Consider the following 24,066-nt stretch of genomic DNA (forward strand, 5'->3'; position numbering starts at 1 on the left):
GCACCAATTTGCCGTTGGGGATGACAACGTCTGGTTCGTCAGTTATAAGATCCCTGCGACTCATGAGGGAGATCAGTTAGATGAGACATTTCGGCACCAATCAGCGCTGAACAGCGCCGCCGAATGCGGGCTGCTGTTCAGTCCATCCTTGTCTAACAATATGATCTCTCGTGCCCTTGGAGGGCATTCATGTTTCGTCGCTTTTTTTCCTATTATGCGCGCTACAAGACCCTGTTTTTTCTCGATTTCGGCTGCGCGGTTGTCGCTGGTCTTCTCGAACTGGGCTTTCCGCTGGCGGTCAAGCTCTTTGTCGATGAGTTGCTGCCGAGCCGTAACTGGGGTCTGATCGCCGCGACTGCCGCGCTGCTGCTGATCGTCTATGCGCTGAACACCGGCCTGATGGCCGTGGTCAACTATTGGGGTCATGCGCTTGGCATTTCGATTGAATCGGACATGCGCCGCCAGGCCTTCGACCATATCCAGAAGCTCTCGTTCCGCTATTTCGACAACAACAGGACCGGGCATCTGATCACCCACGTGACCAAGGATCTCGAAGAGGTGGGCGAAATCGCCCATCACGGACCCGAGGATGTCTTCATCGCCATCATGACCTTCATCGGCGCTTTCCTGCTGATGTTCTCGGTGCACTGGAAGCTGGCGCTGCTGACGACGATCATCGTGCCTTTCATGACCTGGCTGGTCAGCCGCTACGGCGCCAAGATGACACTGAACTGGCGCAGCCTGTTCACCAAGGTGGGTGACTTCAACATTCGCGTGCAGGAGAGCGTTGGCGGCATCCGGGTCGTCAAGGCTTTCGCCAACGAGGATTACGAAAGCCGGCTTTTTGCCCGCAACAACGAGGACTACAAGGCCACAAAGCTCAATGCCTATGCCTATATGACGGCGAGCATCGCGCTCAGCTATTTCAGCACGCGCCTCGTGCAGCTCGTGGTCATGGTGGCCGGAACTTGGTTCGTGGTGTCTGGCGAACTAACCTATGGTGGTTTCGTCAGCTTCCTGCTCCTGATCAACGTCTTCTTTCACCCGATCGACAAGATCACCTCGGTGCTCGAAATGTATCCGAAGGGCATCGCCGGCTTCAAACGTTTCCTGTCGCTGATCGATACACAGCCCGACCTTGCCGACCGGCCGAACGCGTTTGCGGTCGATCATCTCAAGGGCGATATCGTCTATAAGGATGTCAGCTTCGGCTATTCGAATCAGGGTACGATCTTCGATGCTCTGAATCTGACAATATCGGCCGGAGAGACGGTCGCTTTCGTCGGCGCTTCGGGAACAGGCAAGACAACGATCTGCTCGCTGCTGCCGCGCTTCTACGACGTGACCGGCGGCAGCATCACCATTGACGGCATCGACATCCGCGATATGACGCAGGCCTCGCTGCGCAGCCAGATCGGCATCGTGCAGCAGGACGTGTTCCTGTTCGGATCGACCATTCGCGAGAACATCGCCTATGGAAAGCTCGGCGCGACCGATCAGGACATCATGGAGGCGCTGCGCCGCGCATCGCTCGATGAATTCGTTCGTTCGCTGCCCGACGGCCTGGACACGCCGACCGGCGAACGCGGCGTGAAACTGTCGGGTGGGCAGAAGCAGCGTCTTGCCATCGCGCGCATCTTCCTCAAGAACCCGCCGATTCTCATCCTCGATGAGGCAACGTCTGCACTCGACACGGCAACCGAATTTGCCATCCAGCAGGCATTGGCGGATCTTTCGAAGGGGCGCACGACCCTGGTGGTAGCGCACCGGCTGACGACCATCCGCAACGCCGATCGCATCATTGTCATGGGGCCAGACGGCATTGTCGAGCAGGGAGCGCATGCCGAGCTGCTGGCGCGCGGCGGTAGCTATGCCAGGCTTCACAACGCTCAGTTCGATACGCTTCCATGATGTCGACGAGCACGTAAAGGTTGAGCCCGGGAGACCATCCTTCCGGGCTTAAATTTCTTCCGACAAAACGCGCAGCCTTTGTGACGGAGGTGGTCAAATCGCATGTGGACGGGTTCCAGAAAGAGCCCGTCTAGCCTACCATCAAGGTTGCTGGCACTCGGCAATTCTGCCCGAGCCAGAAACGGCCTGCGCGCCGGAAGAGAAGACAATGGATGATCTGTTCCCCGCGACCTCCATGCCCGACCGAGATTGGTGGGCGGCACTTTGGCCGCGACCGGCGGAGGTCCTGGCTGATCTCGGCATTCAGCCCGGCATGACCGTGCTCGACCTGTGTTGCGGCGATGGTTATTTCACCGCGCCGCTTGCCGGTCTCGTCGATGGCCGTGTCTATGCCCTCGATCTGGATGCGGAAATGATCGAGCAGGCAAGAATCGAGGTCGAGCGCCTCGGCGGGACTGTGCGCCAATGGATCAACGCCGATGCGCGCGAAATCGCGTCGCTTCTGCCCGAACCGGTCGATTACGTGCTGATGGCCAACACCTTTCATGGCGTGCCGGACAAGCCGGATCTGGCGCGGGCAGTCTGGCATGTCCTGCGGCCCGGAGGCTTGTTCGCGATCGTCAACTGGCATGTGATACCCAGAGAACAAACGGTCGTGCTGGATCAGCCACGTGGACCGAAGACGGACATGCGCATGTCGCCCGACGCGGTGCGAAGGATCGTCGAACCTGCCGGATTTGTCACTGCCCGCGTCGAGGAACTGCCGCCCTATCACTACGGCATCATCCTGGAGCGTGTGTAGCGGCGAAGGCCGTCCGAGAATGCCCGCGAACTCCTAATGCTTCATCATCAAGGGAAGCGTGGAATGCGATAGAAGGTGGCGCGTAATGCGGCCGAGAAGCAGCTCCATAAAATATCCGCGCTTGAACGCACCGATCAGCAGGCATGTCGCGCTCGTGGATCTGGCAAACTCGAGGATAGTTTCTCCGACCGGCCGGCCTCCGGCGCTGACCGCGACGACGTCGCCCCTAAGGCCGAGCTGATCAAGCAATTCGCTGGCCGTGCGCTGATAGTTTCCGTCCGCTCTATCGTCGATGCATAGAACGGTGATGCGATTGGCCACAGCCAGCCAGCGTCTTGCCGCAACGACGGTGCGCAGCGCATGTTTGTGCGGTTTCCAGCCGATCAGGACATGGCCCAGCAGATTGCCGGAGTAAGCCCCCGCAGGCGGCACCAGCACCAGCTTATGCTTCTTGAACAGAAGATCATAGAATGTGTCTTGCGCATCCATGTTGCCGTGACAGGGAGCGACGACAAGCGCCGTCTCATGGCATTCGGTCATCACGCAGCGCTCGATATCGCCCCGGCAATCATCCAGGAAAAGGCTCGCACGATCCGGCCGCTCCCGCTTCCAATCCTCAAAGGCATCGGCAATCCGCTCGAATCTTTGGTGCGGAGAGTTCTCGTCCATGTCCCGCAGGATCTGCAGGTCAATTTCCTCAGGCGCGGCAATCATCCTTTCGGGATCGGCCCCGATATGCGCTGCAGCCATGCTGCCATGTATGGCACCCGCGGCATCCTCGGCGAGATCCAGGCAGTTTCGGACGATGGCGGGATCGGGCAGCAAAGCGAGAACATCGGCATGGACAGTCAATTCACGCAGGGTGCCGGCCAACAGGAGACTTGTCTTTCCGAGTGGCGGTTTGGTGTCGCTTTCATGTGCGGGCGGGCCCATCATATCGGACCTCCTTCCGCGATGCTCCGTACCTCTCGTGGCACGGTTGGCGGATTCTACTCTGAGATCGAACGGCCCGCAACGCGGCAGGCATTCTCCCTTGATCCGAAGCTCAAGCCCGCGATCGCCAATGTAAACAAGCTTAACCGCACTAATGGCGCGGATGCATGCACTGCCCGTGGTCGGCCAGAACTTCGATCACCCGGCACTGGTCGATACGGCCGTGGCCGCAACCTTCGACCATCGTCTCCAGCTCGGCTTTCAGGGCCGTCAGGCTGCGTATCTTTTGTTCGACTTCGATCAGGCGGGCCTTGGCGATGGCGTCGGCGGAGGCGCAGGATTGATTTGGATCGTCCTGGAGCGCCAGAAGCGTCCTGATCGCATCGACCTCGAAGCCCAATTCGCGGGCGTGGCGAATAAAGGCCAGCCTGTGAAGGTGCGATTGCTCGTAGGAACGCTGGTTGCCCTCGCTCCGGTCCGGTTCAGCCAGAAGTCCGATGCTTTCGTAGTAGCGGATCGTCGGCACCTTCACGCCGCTTTGCCGGGCCGCTTCGCCAATCGTGATCTTTTTCATGATTTTCCTCTTGCACCTCTAGCCACTAGAGGATGTAGGAGAGATGCCACGGTTTGACAAGGAAACGGATCATGGCAGCGACAGGGGAAGCACGGTATAGGGTGAGCGGCATGGACTGCGCCTCATGCGCGGCCAAGATCGACACGGCTGTGAGACGCATGCCGGGCGTAGAGGATGTCTCCGTTTCCGTCACTGCGGGAACGATGACCGTTCGTCACGACGAGACCAGCAATCTCACCGCGATCGAAAAGAAAGTGACGGGCCTCGGCTATTCCCTCGCGCCGCTGGCTGGCAAGGCTGAGCGCGCGCTCTCCGAACATCGACATGACCATCATGACCATGATCATGATCATCATCACAATCACGATAGCCATGATCATTCATCGCACGACCACGCCGATCATGATCATCACGACCACGCCGTAAAGGAAATCGAGGGGCTGCATGGTCACGACCATACGCCCACGGATGGCCCCTGGTGGGCGAGCAGGAAGGGCCGGCTGACGATCGTATCCGGCGCGGCACTGGTCGCCGCCTATGCCATCGGCCATCTCGTGCCCTCGATTTCATCCTATGCCTTCGTTGTCGCCATGCTGGTCGGTCTCGTGCCGATCGCGCGCCGCGCCGTGATGGCGGCGCTGGCGGGCACGCCCTTCTCCATCGAGATGCTGATGACGATTGCGGCCATCGGCGCGGTGATCATCAATGCCGGTGAAGAGGCGGCGACCGTGGTCTTCCTCTTCCTCGTCGGCGAATTGCTGGAAGGTGTCGCCGCCGGAAAGGCGCGCGCAAGCATCCAATCATTGACGACCCTGGTCCCGAAAACCGCCTTGATCGAAGACAACGGCGAGACCCGCGAAGTGCAGGCCGAAAGCCTTAAGGTGGGTGCGGTCATTCTCGTGCGTCCGGGCGACCGCATCGCAGCCGACGGCACGATCGTCGAAGGCGAAAGCGCCATCGACGAAGCGCCGGTCACCGGAGAAAGCACGCCGGTACGCAAGGGCGTGGAGGCCAAGGTTTTCGCTGGCACCATCAACACGGATGCCGTGCTGCGTGTCAGAGTGACCGCGGCCGCGGCCGACAACACGATTGCCCGCGTGGTGAAGCTGGTCGAAGAGGCGCAGGAATCCAAGGCACCGACCGAACGCTTCATCGACCGCTTCTCGCGCTATTACACGCCCGGCGTGGTCGCCGTCGCGGCACTGGTCGCGGTGACGCCCCCGCTGGTGGCCGGCGCAAGCTGGCTAGAATGGATATACAAAGGCCTCGCTATCCTGCTGATCGGCTGCCCCTGCGCGCTGGTGATCTCGACGCCCGCCGCGATCGCGGCCGCCTTGTCGGCAGGCGCCCGCAGCGGCCTGCTGTTGAAAGGCGGCGCTGTTCTCGAAACAATGGGCAAGGTGACAAAGGTTGCCTTCGATAAGACGGGCACCCTGACCGAGGGCAAGCCCAAGGTGACGGACGTCCTGGGCTTCGGTCTCACCGAGGCACAGGTTCTCTCACGGGCGGCAGCTCTCGAAAACGGTTCGAGCCATCCGCTTGCTCTCGCAATTCTGGAGCGGGCGAAATCCGATGGTGCTCCGGTCCCGCCTGCGGCCGAAGCCAAGGCCTTGCCCGGCAAAGGCGTCAGCGGCCGTGTCGGAGGCGAGACCCTGTCGCTTCTCTCTCCGCAGGCGGCTCGGGAGAGTGAGCCATTGTCGGCCGAACAGGACGCCCGGATCGAAACCATGAACGACGAAGGCAAAAGCGTCTCCGTTCTCTTGGTCGACGGCAAGATCGCCGGCCTGATTGCCATGCGCGACGAACCCCGCGCCGATGCGCGCGCCGGAATCGAGGCGCTGCGGACAGCCGGCGTCGGTTCCGTCATGCTGACCGGCGACAATGCCCGCACGGCCGGTGCAATCGCGAAGGGTCTCGGGATCGAACCTCGCGCGCAGCTCCTGCCGGAAGACAAGCAGCGCATCGTGCGCGAACTGCAGGCGCAAAAACAGATCGTCGCCAAGGTCGGCGACGGCATCAACGATGCACCCGCCTTGGCGGCCGCCGACGTCGGCATCGCCATGGGCGGCGGCACCGATGTGGCGCTGGAAACGGCGGATGCCGCCGCTCTCCACGGCCGCGTCACCGATGTCGCCAACATGGTCGCGCTGTCGCGGACGACGATGAGCAACATCCGCCAGAACATCAGCATGGCGCTTGGCCTGAAAGCGGTGTTCCTGGTGACCACGATTGCCGGCATCACCGGTCTCTGGCCGGCGATCCTCGCCGATACCGGCGCGACGGTACTTGTCACTGCCAATGCGATGAGACTGTTGCGGTGGAAGGGCGTGTTCAGCGGTCGTTTGATGAGCGCGCGCTGATCCCAAATTTGCCCTGCAATGCGGCCCGGTATGCGGATTTCAAGGAATCCACAGCCGGGCCTTTGTTTTTTAACCAGTTCGGTAGTGGCCTTGCCGTTACCGCGTGTCGGGCTTGATCCCCTAGAGGGTGAGACCGCAATCCCCATGTGAAAAATAGATTGATATATAAAAAATAGATTGACCTGATAGCAGATGTCAGACCAATTTAAGGTCATGACGAAAGCAATGCTAACCCCTCTCCCGTCAATCGACCGGACGCAGCAAGTTATCGACGCGCTGTCCGACTTTATCGAGTCTTCGAAGCTCCAGGCCGGTGACCGGTTGCCGACGGAGCGCGAGCTGATGGCGGCCCTTTCGGTTGGGCGCTCGACGATCCGGGAAGTCGTCACGCATTTTCAAGCCCTGGGTGTCGTGGAAACCCGCAAGGGCAGCGGCACGTATCTGCTGAAACCCGTTTCCAAAGCAACCATCCATATGCCCTTGTCGCTCGATACCGCGCATCTGCGCGATGCGCTGCTGCAGACCCTGGAGGTTCGCCGCGGTATCGAATGCGAGGCCGGAATGGTCGCCGCCAAGAGACGCACGACCAAGGATATTGCGATCATCGAGGAGAAGCTCGATGAAATGGAGCGCGTCCATATCGCAAAGGGCACGTCCGGGCCGGAGGATCTGGCGTTTCACCTCGCCGTCTACGACGCCACGCACAATCCGCTGTTCAAGCAGCTCCTCGAACAGATGCGTGGCAGCTTCGAGCGGTTTTGGACCCACCCCTTCGACCGGCAGGATTTTGCCCGCCGGTCCTTCCCCTTTCACCGCACGCTGTTCAACGCGATCGTTGCCCAGGATCCCGAGGCGGCGCGCGCCGAAACATTGAAAATTCTCGACGTCGTCGAGGAAGACATCAAGGAAATGTCCAAATGACTGACGGGCTAGAGCCGTTCGATCTCGCTTCCCTCATCACGGCCCATGACGACGGCAACTATGCCGATGCCGTGGTGCCGCCGATTTTTCAGACATCGCTTTTCACCTTTGCCAATTACGACGACATGATCGCTTCCTATCGCGGCGAGAAGGTGCGGCCGATCTATACGCGCGGCCTCAATCCGACCGTGCGCATGTTCGAGGAAATGCTGGCAAAACTCGAAGGTGCAGAGGATGCGCTCGGCTTCGCGAGCGGCATGGCGGCGATCTCTTCGGCCGTTTTGAGCTTCGTCGAACCCGGCGATCGGATCGTCGCGGTCAAGCATGTCTATCCGGACGCTTTCCGCCTCTTCGGCACGGTGCTGAAACGCATGAAGGTCGAGGTGACCTATGTGGATGGCCGCGACGAGGAAGCCGTTGCCAAGGCACTTCCCGGCGCGAAGGTTCTCTATCTGGAAAGCCCGACGAGCTGGGTGATGGAAGCCCATGATGTCGGCGCGCTCGCCGCACTCGCCAAGAAGCATGGCGCCGTTTCCATGATCGACAACAGTTGGGCCAGCCCCTATTTCCAGCGGCCGCTGACGCTCGGCGTCGATCTCGTCATCCATTCCGCCTCCAAATATCTGGGCGGTCATAGCGATGTCGTTGCCGGCGTTGTTGCCGGCTCGAAGGCGATGATTGCGCGGCTGAAAGCCGAGGCATATCCTTATCTCGGCGGCAAGCTTTCGCCTTTCGATGCCTGGCTTTTGATCCGCGGCCTGCGCACCCTGCCGATCCGCATGAGGGCGCATGAGGCAGCCGCAATGACGATCGCCAAGCGGCTGCAGGAGCTCGATGTCGTCGAGCAGGTCTGCCATCCGGGCCTTGCCAACCGCTTGCCCGCCGGGCTCAACGGCACCTCGGGCCTGTTTTCATTCATCTTCCGCGAAGACGTCGATATCCGCGCCTTCGCCGATCACCTCAAGCTCTTCAAACTGGGTGTGAGCTGGGGTGGGCACGAAAGCCTGATCGTACCGGGCGAGGTCGTGCTTCAGCAGAAGGCACAGCCGAATTCCGCGCATACCTTTGGTATCAACCCGCGGTCCGTACGTCTCCATGTCGGTCTCGAAGGAACCGAGGCGCTGTGGAGAGATATCGAGGAAGCGATCGCCGCCGCCTCATAAGACCATCAACCCGAGAGAAACACCTAAACAGGGGGAACTGACATGAAAACACTGATCACGGCAGCACTCTTCGCCACCATGATGGCGGGTACGGCGTTTGCCGATACCACGCTGAAGCTCGTCGAAGTCATTACCAGCCCGGAACGCACCGAGACACTAAAGTCGATCGTCGCCAAGTTCGAAGCAGCCAATCCGGGCACGAAGGTCGATATCATTTCCCTGCCCTGGAACGAGGCCTTCCAGAAGTTCGCTACCATGGTTTCGGCGGGTGACACGCCGGACGTGATGGAAATGCCCGATACCTGGCTGTCGCTCTATGGCAATAACGGCATGCTCGAAAGCCTCGAACCCTATCTCGCGAAATGGGATCAGACCAAAGAGCTGACGCCGCGGGCGCTCGAACTCGGCCGCGATGTGAAGAATACGGCCTATATGCTGCCCTACGGCTTCTATCTGCGCGCCATGTTCTACAACAAGAAGATCCTGAAGGACGCCGGCATCGCCGAACCGCCGAAGACGATGGACGATTTCGTCAAGGCATCCGAAGCAATCTCCAAACTGCCCGGCAAATACGGCTACTGCATGCGCGGCGGCCCCGGCGGTCTAAACGGCTGGATGATCTTCGCGGCCTCCATGGCCGGCGACAACAAGTACTTCAAGGATGACGGCACCTCGACGATGAACAGCCCCGGCTGGGCCAAGGGCATTGAATGGATGGTCGATCTCTACAAGAAGGGTTATGCGCCAAAGGACAGCGTCAACTGGGGCTTCAATGAAGTCGTCGCCGGTTTCTATTCCGGTACCTGCGCTTTCCTCGATCAGGATCCGGATGCCTTGATTGCGATCGCCGAACGCATGAACAAGGACGACTTCGGCGTCACTCCGCTGCCGAAGGGTCCGGACGGCAAGTCCTTCCCGACGATCGGTTATGCCGGCTGGTCGATGTTCGCGACGAGCCAGAACAAGGATCTGTCCTGGAAGCTGATCGCAACCCTTGAAGGCAAGGAAGGCAATCTTGAATGGAACAAGAAGATCGGCGCCTTGCCGGCCTATACCTCGGCTGAGAAGGACCCCTTCTATGCCGGCGACCAGTTCAAGGGTTGGTTCGAGGAACTGGCCGACAAGAACACGGTTCCGACTGTCATGCCGACCTATCTCGAGGAATTCGCCTTCTTCAAGGATTCGCTCGCCATCAAGACGTCGCAGCAGGCGCTGCTCGGCGATATCTCGGCCAAGGATCTGGCTGATCAATGGGCCGATTATCTGACCAAGGCGCAGCAGAAATTCCTTGCCAAGAAATAAGATCGCCTGACCGGCGGCCGAGCGATCCGCCGCCGCTTTCCGCACATGACACAGACGGCGTCCGAACGCCGCGAATGGGAACATTGGCCGATGACCATGACCGCCGACACGCTCGACAGGCGTCACGACCGCAGGCCGTGGCTGAAGCGCTTTGCCGATGCCTCGGAGCCCTATCTCTACAGCGCTCCCGCGCTCATCCTCATTATCGCCGTCATGCTGGTGCCGCTGGTGATCGGCATTTCCTATGCGTTTCGGGATATTCAACTGCTCAATCCGTTTTCCGGCGGCTTTGTCGGCCTGGAGCATTTCCGCGATCTTTCAAAGGATGCCGCCTTCTATTGGGCACTGAAGAATACGCTCTGGTGGACTGGCGCCTCGGTGGTTTTGCAGTTCATCTTCGGGCTGATCCTTGCCCTCTTGCTGGACAAGCCGTTTTTCGGCAGGGCGATCGTCCAGGCGCTGGTTTTTCTGCCATGGGCGGTCCCCTCCTTCCTTGCCGGCCTCAACTGGTCATGGCTCTTCAATCCCGTGATCGGGCCTATCCCGCACTGGCTCTTCGGCCTCGGCCTGATGAAGGAGCCCGGCAACATTCTCTCCGATCCGCAATATGCGATGTGGGGCCCGATCGTCGCCAATGTCTGGTGGGGCATTCCCTTCTTCGCCATCACGCTGCTGGCCGCTCTCCAGGCGATCCCCAGGGATCTTTATGAAGCAGCTTCGATCGACGGTGCAGGCTGGTTCCAGCGCTTCCGCTCGATCACGCTCCCATTCCTGGCTCCGACTATTGCTATCACGGTGCTCCTGCGCACGGTCTGGATCTCAAACTTCGCCGATTTGATCGTCGTCATGACCGGCGGCGGACCTGCCGACCGCACCCAGATCGTCGCAAGCTATATCTTCACCCAGGCCTTCAAGCGGCTGGATTTCGGTTATGCCTCCGCCATTGCCCTCGTCCTGCTCCTGCTGCTGCTTGCCTATTCCATGCTGATCATCCTGCTGCGGCAGACCCTGCTGAACAAGGATTGAGCCATGAGACGATCCGTCATCCCCACCATCGCGCATCGCCTGGCAATCCTTTGTTATGTGGTTTTTGCGCTCTTCCCACTCTTCTGGCTGTTGAAGGTCTCGGTCACACCAAACGACCTGCTCTATACGGAAGGCGTGCGCATGTGGCCGTCGCGCACGACATGGGAGCACTATGCTTTCGTGCTGCAACACAGCGATTTCCCGACATTTTTTGAAAACAGCCTGATCGTCTCTGCTTCGACGGCGGTCGCGGTGACCGTCTGCGCGTCGCTCTCCGGCTACGCGCTCTCGCGCTTCACCTTCCGCGCCAAATACTGGATCGTGGCCTTGATGCTGCTGACGCAGATGTTTCCGCTGGTCATGCTGGTCGCGCCGATCTTCAAGATCCTGACGCCGCTGCATCTCACGAACAGCCTGACCGGACTTGTCATCGTCTACACGGCTTTCAACGTGCCCTTTGCCACCTTTCTGATGCAGTCCTTCTTCGACGGCATCCCGAAGGACCTTGAGGAGGCGGCGATGATCGATGGCGCGACGCAGTTCACCGCGTTCCGGCAGATCATTCTGCCGCTGACGCTGCCCGGCATTGCCGCGACGCTCGGCTTCGTCTTCACGGCCGCCTGGAGCGAGCTGCTGTTCGCGCTGATGCTCATCAACGGCAATCAGGCAGCCACCTTCCCCGTAGGCCTTCTCACCTTCGTTTCGAAATTCTCCGTGGATTTCGGGCAGATGATGGCGGCGGGCGTGATGGCGCTTATTCCGGCCGGCCTCTTCTTCCTGCTCATTCAGCGTTATCTCGTGCAGGGCCTGACGGCCGGCGCGGTCAAGGGTTAGTCAAATGGCATCGATCGATATCCAGAACGTCAAGAAAGCCTATGGCCATGTGCAGGTGCTGCACGACATCGACCTCAGGATCAAGGATGGCGAATTCGTCGTCCTCGTCGGCCCCTCCGGCTGCGGCAAGTCGACATTGCTCAGGATGATCGCCGGCCTCGAAGACATTAGCGGCGGCGAGATCCGCATTGCGGACAACCGGGTCAACGAGCTGCATCCGAAAGACCGCGACATCGCCATGGTGTTCCAATCCTATGCGCTCTATCCCCACATGAATGTCGCCGGCAACATGAGCTACAGCCTGAAGCTCCGGAAGATCGCGAAAGACAAGATTTCGCGTGCCGTCGCGGGTGCGGCCTCGAAGCTCGGGCTTGACCCATTGCTCGAACGCCGCCCAAAGGCGCTTTCGGGCGGCCAGCGCCAACGCGTCGCCATGGGTCGCGCCATCGTGCGCCAGCCGAAGGCCTTCCTCTTCGACGAGCCGCTTTCGAACCTCGACGCGCGCCTGCGCGAACAGATGCGGGCCGAAATCAAGAAACTACATGGCGACCTGAAGGCGACCTCAATTTATGTGACGCATGATCAGATCGAGGCGATGACGCTGGCGGACCGGATTGTTGCCATGCATGGCGGCGTGGTTCAGCAGGTCGGCAGTCCGCTCGAGCTATACGACCGTCCCGCCAATCTCTTCGTTGCCGGCTTCATCGGTTCTCCGGGGATGAATTTCCTCGACGCGACCTATGAAACCGGCGGTGTTAGGCTCAAGGACGGAACGGTTGTTCCACTTTCGGCAGCGCCGAACCTGCCGGACGGCGCCAAAGTGACGCTCGGCATCCGGCCGGAGCACGTGATTTTGTCCTCGGACGACTCCGGCATCAGCGCCGATGTGGAGCTTATCGAGCCGACCGGTTTCGGCATCATTCTCCACCTTTCGCTTCATGGTCTGCCATTCAAGGTCTTCACGCTCAATCGCGATGTGCTGAAGGCGGGGCCGACGGTAAATGTGATATTCCCGCCGCAGCATCTGCATGTCTTCGATAGCGACGGAAAACGCGCGGGATAACAATGGCAGCAAATTGCCGCATTGAGCTTGCGCGCCGAACATCCTAAAGGTTGCGCGCTAGAGGGATGAGGACGGCCGTGGGGAAGAAGCACTTCTGCACAACACAGTGGATGGTGCGCATCATGTGCGCCCTCGCGCTGGTGCTTGTCGGCTTCGCCCATCAGCCGCCGATTTCCGATGCCGATGAGCTCACCCCTGCGAAGCTGGTGCAATACCGGTTGCCGGACGGGACCCTGCCGATCCTTTGCGTCACCTACAAGGGCACCGACGGTAAGGAACACAGCAAGACACATGCGCCGGGATGCGAAGCATGCCGGATCGCCACGGCAGTCCTGCTTCCCGCGCCGCCGACGGATGTCTGCGAACGTCTTGCCTCTTCCGATCAGGATGTGCTCGCGCCAAGAGCCGAAGCTTTCCATCGCCAGCTCTATCCGCCGAATACCGGCCCCCGCGCTCCGCCCATCCTCCAGATCACTGCTTGAGCCTGCGTTGCGGCACAAGCCGTGACGCTTGTCGTCAACGGCGGCCGGACCATGCACGAGAACTGATCGTGCCGGCTGCGGGCAGATTGCCTCCATGCTGAACATCGCGACGCGAAACGGGCTGCCTCGGCATCCCAAACGCGCGTGCACATCCGCATAAGGCTGCGACCGGAATGGCCGCTCCTCCCCGCAGCGTATCGCTCTACCACGATATGATATCTGCCGCGACCGGCACCGGTCTCGGAAAACCACTCCACAGAAACTGTCGATTACCAACAAAGAAGGAAGACCAACATGCCCATGATGAAGAAGCTTGCTTTTATCACCGTCGCAGCCAGCATTGCATTTGCCGGCCAGGCATTCGCCCATGCCCACCTTAAGTCCGCCGTTCCCGCCGCTGACAGCACGGTGAAGCAGGCACCTTCGGAACTCGATCTTACTTTCACCGAAGGACTAAACCTCAAGTTCAGCGGGGTGAAGGTTACCGGTCCGGAGAAGATGGCGGTGAAGACTGGTGAAACCATGCTGATGAACGGGGACACCACACTGATGGTGCCGGTTACTGACAAGCTGACGGCTGGCAAGTACACTGTGGAGTGGCATGCCCTTTCAGCCGACGGCCATAAGACCGAAGGGACCTATACCTTCACCATCGCGCCATAAGCCTACCGATACGGCGGCAACTTATCTGGGGCGCGCAATCCTTTCTGCTGGCCAAAAAGGTTCTGGATCGCTCACCGAGCAATTGAACTCTGGTCGGCAGGAGCGGCGCGGCCATAGACCGTAAACCGCTCATCCCTAGCAATGGGATGATATGCGGAAAGCAGCGCGGCAAAACGTGCTTGACCAAGCACGTAATCGGTCCAAAGCGGCTCGTCCTGCTGGATGACGATCAGATCGTAGCTGTGGCTGGCGAACTCGGCATATTTGGTGTCCAGATAAGCATCCGATCGCTTCTGGTAGCGAGCGGCATCCGCCACCTCTCCTTTTGCTGACGCCTTCCGAGCCAGAACATACGCAAGGGCGCCGAACCAGTCGCTGTTATTGGCAGACAAAAAGCGGGCCCCGACAATCCTGGCGAGCGGATGGGCAGCGGCGATGTCGCTGCCGATGACGCCGAGCGTCGGCTCTCCCTTCGATGCCGCTTTCACTGCCGCGACGAAAGCGTCGCTCGGCTTCTCCGTCTGTAAAAACGGCAGCCATGCAAACATGACGACAATGACACAAAGAATGCCACGTCCGAGCGTTTCACGGTTGTAACGCCAGCCGGAAGACGCTGCGACCCTACAAAGCACAGCAACAAGGGCCAGCGAGATCGCAGCGAAAGCATGGTAGGCCCACCCCTTACCCTGATAGAGCAACGGCGCGACGGCAGCGAGTGAAGCCAGAAGCGTCACTGCGCAAAGCGGCGTCACTGGTGCCTTGGGTGCAACAATCCGGAACAGAAGCAAAATCAACAGGTACGACGGCCCACAGCTCAGTGCGACCCTGACCGGATCACCTATCTTCATGTAGACATCCGCTACCTGCGGGAGGAGATCTCGCATAAATTCGGGCGTCAGCAAAAAAACGAGCGCGATATAGGCGACACCGACAATGCCGATGATGCAGTTCTCGGGCGCCAGAAGTAGCCACGGGTTTCGCCGCCGCCAGGCCACATAGAGCGCGGGCACGATGTAAGCCACGACATAGTAGGCCTTCACCAGAACAAGAATACTGCCGCAAAGCCCGGCGCCGACAATCAGGGCGATACCGGGTGCGACACGACGCGTGGTGTCGGCCCGCAATGCCATGAGCGCCAACAAGGGCAGAAACAGCACCGTGCCGACGTGATCTCTCTCGGTGAAGGTATTGCCGGGAAAAATCGTGAAAAGTGTGACGAAGAGAGGTAGCAGCCGAAGCAGAGCGTGATTTTCGGCAAAGCCCGCCCGCCGGATGATTAAGGCTGATAAACCCAGACCCACGACCACTGCGAGGCAGGTGTAAAGATAGATACCGATTTCGGGGGCGATCCCTGCCCATCTCGACGCTATGATCGCCGGCAGGAAAAGCCAGATCGAAAACGGCGGATTGCTGTCGATTACATCGACATAGAGCCGCTCTCCATTGAGTACCCGCTCAGTCATTGTAATGAGCCAGCTCGTGTCGACGATGGTTCCCCATCGCTGCTGCCACACCGCCGCCACCAAGAAGACCACGGCACTCTGGATCAGCGCAATCCGCAGCACCGACGACGTCGTCGAACTGAAGCCGGCCGTGTCCGTCGCGCTACTCATGTTCGGCTGCCCCTGTTACCGCCCAACATGGCGGCTGAGGTGTCGCCGTCGCTGCACCATAGATCATGTAAAACGTACCAATGCCCGAGGGAGTTATGACGCGACTATAGCGCGAACTTGCTAAACTCGGCGTTAAGGCTTGGCATAGTGGCAGGGCAGTCACACTGATCGGCGCGGCCACGCTTGGGATACGGGTTCTACCAGACGAAAGGAATGAGCCGATATCGCACGCGGGCCGCATAGGCTTGATAGCCGCTCAGTTCGGCAGTTAGAGCACGCTCCTCATGCACCGCTCGCCAGGCGATACCGAAAATGAATATCACGGAGAATGCGAGGCCCAGCCAGGAACCAAGCAATAGCGGCATGCCAATAAGGAAAAACAACGCGCTCGCATACATAGGGTGACGAACAATGGCGTAGGGTCCGGTATCGATCACCTTCTGATCCTTCTGGATCTTCACCACCGGCGCAGCGAAGGCGTTTTCGCGAAACGTCCACCAGGTACCGAGCATGTTGACCACCATGCCGAACCCGCCAAGCACCTGCAGCCATGGCGGTACCGCTCGAAAGCCCGTCCGAGCCGCGTCCCAACCCATGAAGGATATCCAGCCTAAGAAGGCCAAAACGAAAAACATCAACCAGACGCGATCCCATGGCTTTTGATCCCGTTGCAGCGGAGATGCCATACGTTCACGCAACAGGCGCGGGCTGTGCTTCGACAGCCAAAGGATCATCGCCAAGCCGCCGAGCAGGAAGAATGCGATCACAACCCAGGCGCCCGGAAAAGCCAGCGTGCCCGCCGGCCATAGGATCAGGGCCGCGATGAAGACCGACCAGGCCAGGAGTTGGAGCAAATAGATCGCCATTGCACACTCCAGAAAAACGTGAGCACGAAAGTCTGGCACACCTTGAATGCAAGCGCGCGTCTTGCGACAGTGCTCTTTGACCGATGAATAAAATCCATTTCACGTTGATATTGTTCCTCAGACGATGCGCCCGCCCTCCTGTTGCTGCAACTCCCCCGAAAGCCCAATCCCCGATATGCGCTTGTCAGCCCCGGTTTCGAATGTCATTGGTCGAACAGTCAGCTAATTCACACGCAGTTTTCCAAATGAAACTTGATGCAATCGATTTGCGCATTTTGGATGCCATTCAACGCGATGGCCGCATCACCAAGCTCGCGCTCGCCGAAAAGGTAGGACTTTCGCCGACGCCATGCTGGCTTCGTCTGCGCAAGCTCGAGAAGGCCGGGATCATTACCGGCTATCATGCCCATCTGGCACCGCGTCGGCTCGCGCCGGTTGCAAGGGTTATGGTCGAACTCACTCTCGCCAACCATCGCCAGAGCGACTTCGAGCGCTTTGAGCGAGCAGTCTCTTCCATTCCGGAAATCATCGCCTGCTGGTCCGTCGGCGGCGGCGTTGATTACATTCTGAAGATCATGACGCCCAATATTGATGCCTATCAGCGCCTGATCGATGGCCTTTTGGATCGCGATCTCGGCATCGAGCGCTATTTTACCTATATCGTGACAAAGACCGTGAAGGAGGAGACCCTGCTTCCGATCGCCGATCTCCTTTCCACCGAACTTCACGACGAATAGAGAATCTCTCTACGACTGCGCGTCTCTTTAGACCCTTCCTCTCTTTCAGCGGCGATCAATGGACAATGTCTCGCGGCGCTCCGTGAGACCATTGCGGCACCTGAAAAAGAGAGGTTTGCCGATGACCGCAGTGCGCGCCCGTCCCGCCTATCATGAAGCCCTGTCACGACTGAACGACCGGCATCTGCTGCGGGATCTTTCCTATGTCGGCGGCCGCTGGGTCGCCGGCAAGACCGCCGCGAGCTTCAACGTCGCCGATCCCGCCTCCGGCACCACGCTCGCCTGGGTCTCTAGCCTCAGCAGGAGTGAGACATTCGAGGCGATCGATGCCGCGGCGAATGCCTTCTCAGCCTGGCGCTCGCTTCTGCCGCAGCAGCGCGCATCGATCCTGCACCGGTGGTATGAGCTGATGCTCGCCGCCAAGGACGATCTGGCGCTGATCATGACGCTGGAACAGGGTAAGCCGCTCGCCGAATCTCGCGGCGAGATCGACTATGCTGCGAGCTTCATCGAATGGTATGCGGAGGAAGCCAAGCGCATCAACGCCGAAAGCGTCACTAGCCATCTGCCGGACACGGAAATGATCGTGCGCAGGGAGGCATTGGGCGTCGCCGGCATCGTGACACCGTGGAACTTTCCCTCGGCCATGGTCACGCGCAAGGCTGCGGCAGCCCTTGCTGCCGGATGCACTGTCGTTGCCCATCCATCCTCCGAGACGCCGCTGTCGGCGCTTGCGCTTGCCGAACTCGGAGAGCGTGCCGGCCTTCCCGCTGGCGTCTTCAACGTCGTCACCGGCAATGCTGCGACGATCGTCGGAGCTCTCTGCGAGGATGCTCGGGTGCGAGCACTGAGCTTTACCGGCTCGACGGGCATCGGCAAACTGATTGCCGGCCAATGTGCTGCGACCATGAAGCGCCTGGTGATGGAGCTCGGCGGGCATGCGCCCCTTATCATCTTTGACGACGCCGATCTCGATCGTGCCGTGGACATCGCCATCAATGCCAAATTTGCGACCTCCGGCCAGGATTGTCTGGCTGCCAATCGCATTTTCGTGCAGCGCTCGATCATGGAGCCCTTCGTCGCAGCTTTTGCCAAGCGGATAGCGGCCCTTAAGGTCGGTGACGGACTGACGGACGCGGTCCACATCGGTCCGCTGATGCACGAGCGCGCTGTGGCGAAAGTCGAGGAACATGTGGCCGACGCGCTGAAACGCGGCGCAAGGCTTGCCATCGGCGGAAAGCGCCACGCGGCGGGAACACTCTTTTTCGAACCGACACTGCTTGTCGATCCATCCCCCGACGCACTGATCATGCATGAGGAGACATTCGGACCCGTCGCAGCGGTGAGTTCATTCGATACCGAGGCCGAAGTCGTCGCTCGCGCCAATGATAGCGAATACGGCCTCGTCGCCTATGTCGTGACGCAAAACGGCGCGCGCCAGATGCGCCTCGGCCGGGCGCTTGATTACGGGATGGTTGCGATCAATCGCGTGAAGATCACCGGCGGACCGGTTCCCTTCGGCGGCTGGAAGCAATCCGGTCTCGGCCGGGAAGGCTCGCGCCACGGCATCGAGGCTTTCACCGAGCTCAAATATCTCTGCATCGACACCGCAGCCTGACGGGCGACCCCACCCCACTTTCAGCAAAGGAAAATATCATGTTGGACAAGCGGAACGAACTGAATGCGTGGGACAGGGATCACTTCTTTCATCCCTCGACCCATATGGGAATGCATGCGCGCGGCGAAACCCCGACCCGCGTCATCGGCGGTGGCGAAGGCGTCTACATTACCGACATCAACGGCAAGAAGAGCCTCGATGCCTTTGCCGGTCTCTACTGCGTCAATGTCGGTTATGGCCGGCAGAAAATCGCTGACGCCATCGCCGAACAGGCGAAGAACCTCGCCTATTATCACGCCTATGTCGGGCATGGAACGGAAGCATCGATCACGCTTTCCAAGATGATCATCGACCGGGCGCCGAAAGGCATGAGCCGCGTCTATTTCGGCCTCTCCGGCTCGGACGCCAACGAGACGAACATCAAGCTCATCTGGTATTACAACAACATCCTCGGCCGGCCGGAAAAGAAGAAGATTATTTCGCGCTGGCGCGGTTATCATGGATCAGGCGTCATGACCGGCAGCCTTACCGGCCTCGAACTCTTCCATAAGGCCTTCGATCTGCCGCGCGACCCTATTCTTCACACCGAAGCACCCTATTTTTTTCGCCGCGCCGATCGCTCGATGAATGAGGAACAGTTCGCCCAATATTGTGCCGACAAGCTCGAGGAGATGATCCTGGCCGAAGGTCCGGAAACGGTCGCCGCCTTCATCGGTGAACCGATCCTCGGCACCGGCGGCATCGTTCCGCCGCCGAAGGCCTATTGGCAGAAGATCCAGGCCGTTCTCGACAAATACGACATCCTGCTCGTCGCCGACGAGGTCGTCACCGGTTTCGGTCGGCTTGGAACGATGTTCGGCGCGGACTACTACGGCATGAAGCCGGATCTGATTACGATCGCAAAGGGCTTGACCTCGGCCTATGCGCCGCTGTCCGGCAGCATCGTCTCGGACAAGATGTGGCAGGTGCTCGTACAAGGGTCCGATCAGCTCGGCGCCATCGGCCACGGCTGGACCTATTCCGCCCACCCGATCTGTGCGGCGGCCGGCATCGCCAATCTCGAACTGATCGATGAACTCGGCATCGTGGAGAATGCCGGTTCGACAGGTGCCTACTTCAGGTCGGAGCTTGCCAAGGCTGTCGGCGAGCACAAGCATGTCGGCGAGGTCCGTGGCGATGGGCTCATGGCGGCGGTCGAATTCGTCGAAGATCGGGACGATCGCAAATTCTTCGATCACGCAAAGAAGATAGGCCCCCAGGTGGCGGCAGCTCTGCTGGAGCGTGGGGTAATCGGCCGTGCCATGCCGCAGGGCGACATTCTCGGCTTCGCGCCGCCTTTGTGCCTGACGCGCGACGAAGCCGACATAGTGGTCAGGGCCACGGCGGATGCGATCAGAAGCGTATTTTCAAATCTCTGACGTAGTGCGCGGCCGACAATAGAGGCAGCTCAAACGAAGATCGTTCAGTCCGTTGTTGACAATGGACTGAGCCTATCGGCTTGGCCATCGCCATGCCGCATTGAATGGTGTACATGGATATCCAGCAATTGTACCGGATCAATCCATGCTTCGTCATGATTCAAAAGGCCAGCGCAACGATGTCTGGAAGCCCGTCCTTCAGCACCGCAAGGGCGTGACCAAACATAAGCTGCTCACCGACAAGATCATTTCCGATATCGATGAAGGCATCCTGCCGGTTCATACGCGGATGCCGACACATCGCGATCTCGCCCATGCGCTGGGGATTTCGGTGCAGACCGTGAGCATCAGCTACAAGGAGGCCGAGCGGCGCGGCTATCTGCGCGGCGAAGTGGGTCGCGGAACTTTCGTGCGCAGCCGCATCACCGAGCGCGCCGACAGCTTCATGCTCGACCGCGACCCGAGCGGCAGCGCCGACCTTTCCATCATCCGCGCCGTCTATACCGAAGCGCATGAGCGATCGGCGCGCGAGCTGATGCAGGCGCTGGCCGAAAGCGACAACAGCAGTTTCATGCGCCCGTGCCGGCCGATCGCCGGCTTGGATGCCCATCGTACCGCGGCGCAGACCTGGCTGGCGCGCCTATCCGTCGATGCCGATCCCGAGCGCATCCTGATCACCAACGGTGCCGCTCATGGTCTTTTCCTGGCGGTGGCCTCGGTGGTGCGGCCCGGCGAGGTCGTCCTGACCGAGAACCTGACGGATCACGGCATTATCGGCCTTGCCAACGTGCTGGGCTTTACGCTGCGCGGTCTTCCGACCGATCGTGAAGGCATCTTGCCGGGAGCCTTCGAAGCCGCCTGCGCAGTCGGCGACGTATCGGCCCTGGTCATCGTTCCCTCGCTCAACAACCCAACTAGCCATGTCATGGGTGCGGAGCGTCGTCATGCCATTGCCAACATTGCGCGCCGGCATGGTGTTTTCGTCATCGAGGACGAAGTCTACAAGCCGATGCTGCGCGATCCCCTTCCCTCCATGCCGGACCTGCTGCCCGAGCTCGGCTTCTTCGTCACGAGCTTTACGAAATCGGTAATGACCGGCCTGCGCATCGGCTATCTCGTCGTTCCGGCTCACTATTCCATTCGCGTTGCATCAATCCTGCGCGTTACGGGATGGAGTGCCACCAATGTCGTCGCGGAGATGGCATCGCGCTGGGTACTGAATGGTACCGCCAACGCGCTGATCGCAGTCCAGAGAAGCGAGGCCCAGGCGAGACAAGCGATCGTATCGGACGTGCTGGGTCCATTTGTCTCCGGCAGCCATCCTCTCTCCCTATGCGCTTGGTTGTCGGTTCCCGAGCGCTGGACGGAGGAAGGACTTGTTCGCGTTCTCGCCAGCAAGGGTGTTGCGGTCACGCCATCAGATCCATTTGTCGCTGGCGGAGAACGGCCGGTCGGCGGAATTCGCATCTGTCTTGGCGGCCGCCTGTCACACTCGGCGCTTCGCTCTGCGCTTGAAACGGTCCGCGGTGCCTTCGAACAACTGCCGCCGATTTTCGACGTGGGATCGATCGCATAAACCAGCGGTTTCTCAGTCACAGGACGGAATGCAGAAACTCCTTGGTACGGTCTTCCTTCGGAGTGCTGAATATCTGTTCCGGCTTGCCTTCTTCGCAGATGCGGCCCTTGTCGAAGAAGCAGACGCGATCGGATACCTCTCTTGCGAACCGCATTTCGTGGGTCACCAGCAGCATGGTCAAATCGTGCTCATGCGCGAGATCGCGAATGACGCCAAGCACTTCGCCGACAAGCTGCGGGTCGAGCGCGGAAGTCGGCTCGTCGAATAGCAGGACCCGCGGACGCATGGCGAGCGCCCGGGCTATGGCGACGCGCTGCTGCTGGCCGCCAGAAAGCTGGCTCGGATAGTGATCCTTCTTCTCGGAAAGACCGACCATGCGCAAAAGCTCGATGGCGCGAGCCTCCGCTTCGGCCCGTCCAAGTCCCAGCACGCGCGTCGGCGCCTCAACGATATTGCGCAGCACGGTCATGTGCGGAAACAGATTGAAGCTCTGGAAGACCATGCCGACATGCGTGCGGATCTGGCGCAGATGCGCTTCGCTGGCGCGGAACCGTCCGCGGCCTTTTTCCTCATGATAGGACATTCCGGCCAGGTGCAATGTGCCCTCCTGAAAGGGTTCGAGTGTCATGAGGATGCGCAGAACCGTCGATTTGCCCGAGCCCGACGGTCCGATCAACGTTACCTTCTCGCCGGGTGCAACCTCGAAACAGAAGTCATCGAGAACGGTAAAGTCGCCGTAGCGCTTGGTGACGTCGTGGAAGCGGATCAGGGGTTCGGTCATCTCAAAGCAATTCCGTTTTTCGGCAGCGTCTTCTCGAGCCAATGAATGGCCGCCGAGCAGACGAGCGTGAGGATGAGAAAGATCAAGCCGACGAGCGACAGCGGTACCAGATATTCGAAGGTCCGATCGCCGATGAGGTTGGCAAGGTTCAGCATGTCGACCACGGTGACGACGGACAGAACCGGCGTCTCCTTAAGCATGGAGACAAGATAGTTGCCCATGGCGGGGATGATACGAGGGATCGCCTGCGGGATGATGATATCCCTGTAGGTCAGGCCGCGCCCCAGATTAAGGGCCGTCGCTGCCTCCCATTGGCCGCGCGGCACGGCGTCCAGGCCACCGCGATAGACCTCCGACGTGTAGGCCGAATATTGCAGGCCGAGCGCCAGCGCGCCCGTAAGAAAGGCCGGCAGGACGATCCCGTAGATCGGCAAGACGTAATAGAGGAAGAAGAGCTGCACGAGCAGCGGCGTATCGCGCAGAAATTCGATGACGCACGCTGTCGGCCAGGAGATCGCCGCGAAACGGCTGCGCCGCAACAGCGCGAAGACCAGGCCGAGGACCAGGGCGATCGCAAATCCGGCCGCCGCCGCCTCCAGCGTCACGATCAATCCTATGCCGAGGATCGGCAGGATCGACAACGCGAAGGAGAGCGTCGAGGACGTATCCCAAGTAAAGCCGTACATCATGCCGGCGCCCTCCCCGGAAAGGCGGCGCCCCGGCGAAGGATCGTCTCGAGCCAGCGCATGAAGACGACAAGGATAAGCGCCATGATGAAATATCCGATAAGCGTCAGCGAATAGATCCGGACGCTGTCCAAGGTGATGTTGCGCAGTTGCTGCGCCTGGAAAGTCAGGTCGCTGATCGAAATCAGCGACACCAGCGCCGTATCCTTCAGGTTCTGGACGGCGAGATTGCCGAATGGCGGCATCATCTCCACCACCGCCTGCGGCAGGACGATATGGAAGAGCGTCTGCCCGTGCCCGAAGTTCAGGGCGCGCGCCGCCTCGTGCTGGGTATCGGGAACCGACTGCAGCGCACCGCGCACCACCTCGGCGCCATAGGCACCGATGTTCAGCGCCAGGCCGACGATGCCCGTCGTGATGGGATCGAAGGAGATCCCGATCAGCGGCAGCGCATAATAGAGCCAGAAGAGCTGCACCAGCAGCGATGTGCCCCGGAATATTTCTATGTAAACCAGCGCGATCCAGGAAAGCAGCCGGCCGCCGGCGAACCGCGCAAGGCCGGCCGCGAAAGCAAAGATTGCGCCGAGCAGCATCGAGGTGACGCCGATGATCGCCGTCACCTCTGCGCCCTTCAGCAGTGCTGGAAGATAATGGGTCCAGCTCATGTCCGGGTCACCTCCGTCCGCAAGATGCAAGGGGCTGGTCGGCTAGGCCGTCGCCGATGGGCAAAGACCAAG

At 60.0% G+C, this 24,066-nt stretch carries 22 protein-coding genes; 15 read left to right on the forward strand and 7 right to left on the reverse strand.

All coding sequences use genetic code 11. The features are described 5' to 3' along the window. The first annotated feature begins 189 nt into the window (after positions 1-189). Complete coding sequence (locus tag NXC24_RS29440) at positions 190-1,911, forward strand: ABC transporter ATP-binding protein (RefSeq protein ID WP_104826886.1); 1,722 nt, start codon at positions 190-192, stop codon at positions 1,909-1,911. 208 nt (positions 1,912-2,119) lie between these two features. Further along, positions 2,120-2,713, forward strand: coding sequence for a class I SAM-dependent methyltransferase (locus NXC24_RS29445; RefSeq protein WP_104826887.1), 594 nt, complete (start codon positions 2,120-2,122; stop codon positions 2,711-2,713). A 33-nt stretch (positions 2,714-2,746) separates the two neighbouring features. Here the strand turns inward: NXC24_RS29445 and NXC24_RS29450 are convergent, their stop codons facing one another. Together NXC24_RS29450 and NXC24_RS29455 are read right to left on the reverse strand one after the other, a co-directional pair. Then, positions 2,747-3,649, reverse strand: a complete 903-nt coding sequence (locus tag NXC24_RS29450; protein WP_245464189.1) for a universal stress protein — start codon at positions 3,647-3,649, stop codon at positions 2,747-2,749. A 148-nt stretch (positions 3,650-3,797) separates the two neighbouring features. Continuing rightward, the gene (locus NXC24_RS29455) at positions 3,798-4,220 is read right to left on the reverse strand and encodes a helix-turn-helix domain-containing protein (protein ID WP_028750304.1); all 423 of its coding nucleotides are present in this window, start codon (positions 4,218-4,220) and stop codon (positions 3,798-3,800) included. Between the two features lie 71 nt (positions 4,221-4,291). Between NXC24_RS29455 and NXC24_RS29460 the strand changes: the two genes are divergently transcribed. The 9 genes from NXC24_RS29460 to copC all read left to right on the forward strand — a co-directional run bounded on the left by NXC24_RS29460 (position 4,292) and on the right by copC (position 14,034). Then, a complete protein-coding gene (locus NXC24_RS29460; RefSeq protein ID WP_104826888.1) occupies positions 4,292-6,580 on the forward strand; it encodes a heavy metal translocating P-type ATPase in 2,289 nt (762 codons plus the stop codon). Between the two features lie 225 nt (positions 6,581-6,805). Next, positions 6,806-7,501, forward strand: coding sequence for a FadR/GntR family transcriptional regulator (locus NXC24_RS29465; RefSeq protein ID WP_104827900.1), 696 nt, complete (start codon positions 6,806-6,808; stop codon positions 7,499-7,501). Beyond that, positions 7,498-8,664, forward strand: a complete 1,167-nt coding sequence (locus NXC24_RS29470) for a PLP-dependent transferase (protein WP_104826889.1) — start codon at positions 7,498-7,500, stop codon at positions 8,662-8,664. The genes NXC24_RS29465 and NXC24_RS29470 overlap by 4 nt, the downstream gene beginning before the upstream one ends. 42 nt (positions 8,665-8,706) lie before the next feature. Then, complete coding sequence (locus tag NXC24_RS29475; RefSeq protein WP_104826890.1) at positions 8,707-9,966, forward strand: sugar ABC transporter substrate-binding protein; 1,260 nt, start codon at positions 8,707-8,709, stop codon at positions 9,964-9,966. A gap of 90 nt (positions 9,967-10,056) precedes the next feature. Beyond that, the gene (locus NXC24_RS29480; protein ID WP_104827901.1) at positions 10,057-10,992 is read left to right on the forward strand and encodes a sugar ABC transporter permease; all 936 of its coding nucleotides are present in this window, start codon (positions 10,057-10,059) and stop codon (positions 10,990-10,992) included. Positions 10,993-10,995: 3 nt separating this feature from the next. Continuing rightward, entirely contained in the window at positions 10,996-11,826 is an 831-nt protein-coding gene (locus NXC24_RS29485) for a carbohydrate ABC transporter permease (RefSeq protein WP_104826891.1), read from the forward strand. Between the two features lie 4 nt (positions 11,827-11,830). Then, positions 11,831-12,889 carry a sn-glycerol-3-phosphate ABC transporter ATP-binding protein UgpC gene (ugpC, locus tag NXC24_RS29490; RefSeq protein WP_104826892.1) on the forward strand — a complete coding sequence of 353 codons (1,059 nt, stop codon included), beginning with the start codon at positions 11,831-11,833 and terminating at the stop codon, positions 12,887-12,889. Between the two features lie 65 nt (positions 12,890-12,954). Then, positions 12,955-13,371, forward strand: coding sequence for a hypothetical protein (locus tag NXC24_RS29495; RefSeq protein ID WP_104826893.1), 417 nt, complete (start codon positions 12,955-12,957; stop codon positions 13,369-13,371). Positions 13,372-13,665: 294 nt separating this feature from the next. After that, positions 13,666-14,034, forward strand: a complete 369-nt coding sequence (gene copC / locus NXC24_RS29500; protein WP_104826894.1) for a copper homeostasis periplasmic binding protein CopC — start codon at positions 13,666-13,668, stop codon at positions 14,032-14,034. A 71-nt stretch (positions 14,035-14,105) separates the two neighbouring features. On the opposite strand, the gene NXC24_RS29505 is transcribed toward copC, so the two are convergent. Beyond that, positions 14,106-15,599, reverse strand: a complete 1,494-nt coding sequence (locus tag NXC24_RS29505) for a hypothetical protein (RefSeq protein WP_158704577.1) — start codon at positions 15,597-15,599, stop codon at positions 14,106-14,108. Positions 15,600-15,844: 245 nt separating this feature from the next. After that, a complete protein-coding gene (locus NXC24_RS29510) occupies positions 15,845-16,513 on the reverse strand; it encodes an isoprenylcysteine carboxylmethyltransferase family protein (protein ID WP_104826896.1) in 669 nt (222 codons plus the stop codon). 245 nt (positions 16,514-16,758) lie between these two features. Here NXC24_RS29510 and NXC24_RS29515 point away from each other — a divergent pair, with 245 nt between their 5' ends. From NXC24_RS29515 to NXC24_RS29530, 4 genes are all read left to right on the forward strand, one after another. After that, the gene (locus NXC24_RS29515) at positions 16,759-17,250 is read left to right on the forward strand and encodes an Lrp/AsnC family transcriptional regulator (protein WP_104826897.1); all 492 of its coding nucleotides are present in this window, start codon (positions 16,759-16,761) and stop codon (positions 17,248-17,250) included. Positions 17,251-17,371: 121 nt separating this feature from the next. Then, positions 17,372-18,868 carry an NAD-dependent succinate-semialdehyde dehydrogenase gene (locus NXC24_RS29520; protein WP_104826898.1) on the forward strand — a complete coding sequence of 499 codons (1,497 nt, stop codon included), beginning with the start codon at positions 17,372-17,374 and terminating at the stop codon, positions 18,866-18,868. A 38-nt stretch (positions 18,869-18,906) separates the two neighbouring features. Next, on the forward strand, positions 18,907-20,286 hold the full coding sequence (locus NXC24_RS29525) for an aspartate aminotransferase family protein (protein WP_104826899.1): 1,380 nt from the start codon (positions 18,907-18,909) through the stop codon (positions 20,284-20,286). A 145-nt stretch (positions 20,287-20,431) separates the two neighbouring features. Continuing rightward, positions 20,432-21,862 carry a PLP-dependent aminotransferase family protein gene (locus tag NXC24_RS29530; RefSeq protein ID WP_104826900.1) on the forward strand — a complete coding sequence of 477 codons (1,431 nt, stop codon included), beginning with the start codon at positions 20,432-20,434 and terminating at the stop codon, positions 21,860-21,862. 16 nt (positions 21,863-21,878) lie between these two features. On the opposite strand, the gene ehuA is transcribed toward NXC24_RS29530, so the two are convergent. Genes ehuA through ehuC form a run of 3 tightly spaced genes read right to left on the reverse strand, consistent with a single transcriptional unit; the run spans position 21,879 to position 23,994 of the window. Then, positions 21,879-22,643: an ectoine/hydroxyectoine ABC transporter ATP-binding protein EhuA gene (gene ehuA / locus NXC24_RS29535; protein WP_104826901.1), complete on the reverse strand. Its 765-nt coding sequence runs from the start codon at positions 22,641-22,643 to the stop codon at positions 21,879-21,881. Next, positions 22,640-23,332 carry an ectoine/hydroxyectoine ABC transporter permease subunit EhuD gene (ehuD, locus tag NXC24_RS29540; RefSeq protein ID WP_104826902.1) on the reverse strand — a complete coding sequence of 231 codons (693 nt, stop codon included), beginning with the start codon at positions 23,330-23,332 and terminating at the stop codon, positions 22,640-22,642. Before ehuD ends, ehuA begins: the two co-directional genes overlap by 4 nt. Next, positions 23,329-23,994 carry an ectoine/hydroxyectoine ABC transporter permease subunit EhuC gene (ehuC, locus tag NXC24_RS29545; protein ID WP_104826903.1) on the reverse strand — a complete coding sequence of 222 codons (666 nt, stop codon included), beginning with the start codon at positions 23,992-23,994 and terminating at the stop codon, positions 23,329-23,331. Before ehuC ends, ehuD begins: the two co-directional genes overlap by 4 nt. Positions 23,995-24,066 lie beyond the last annotated feature (72 nt).

The organism is Rhizobium sp. NXC24, assembly GCF_002944315.1.
Lineage (GTDB): Bacteria > Pseudomonadota > Alphaproteobacteria > Rhizobiales > Rhizobiaceae > Rhizobium.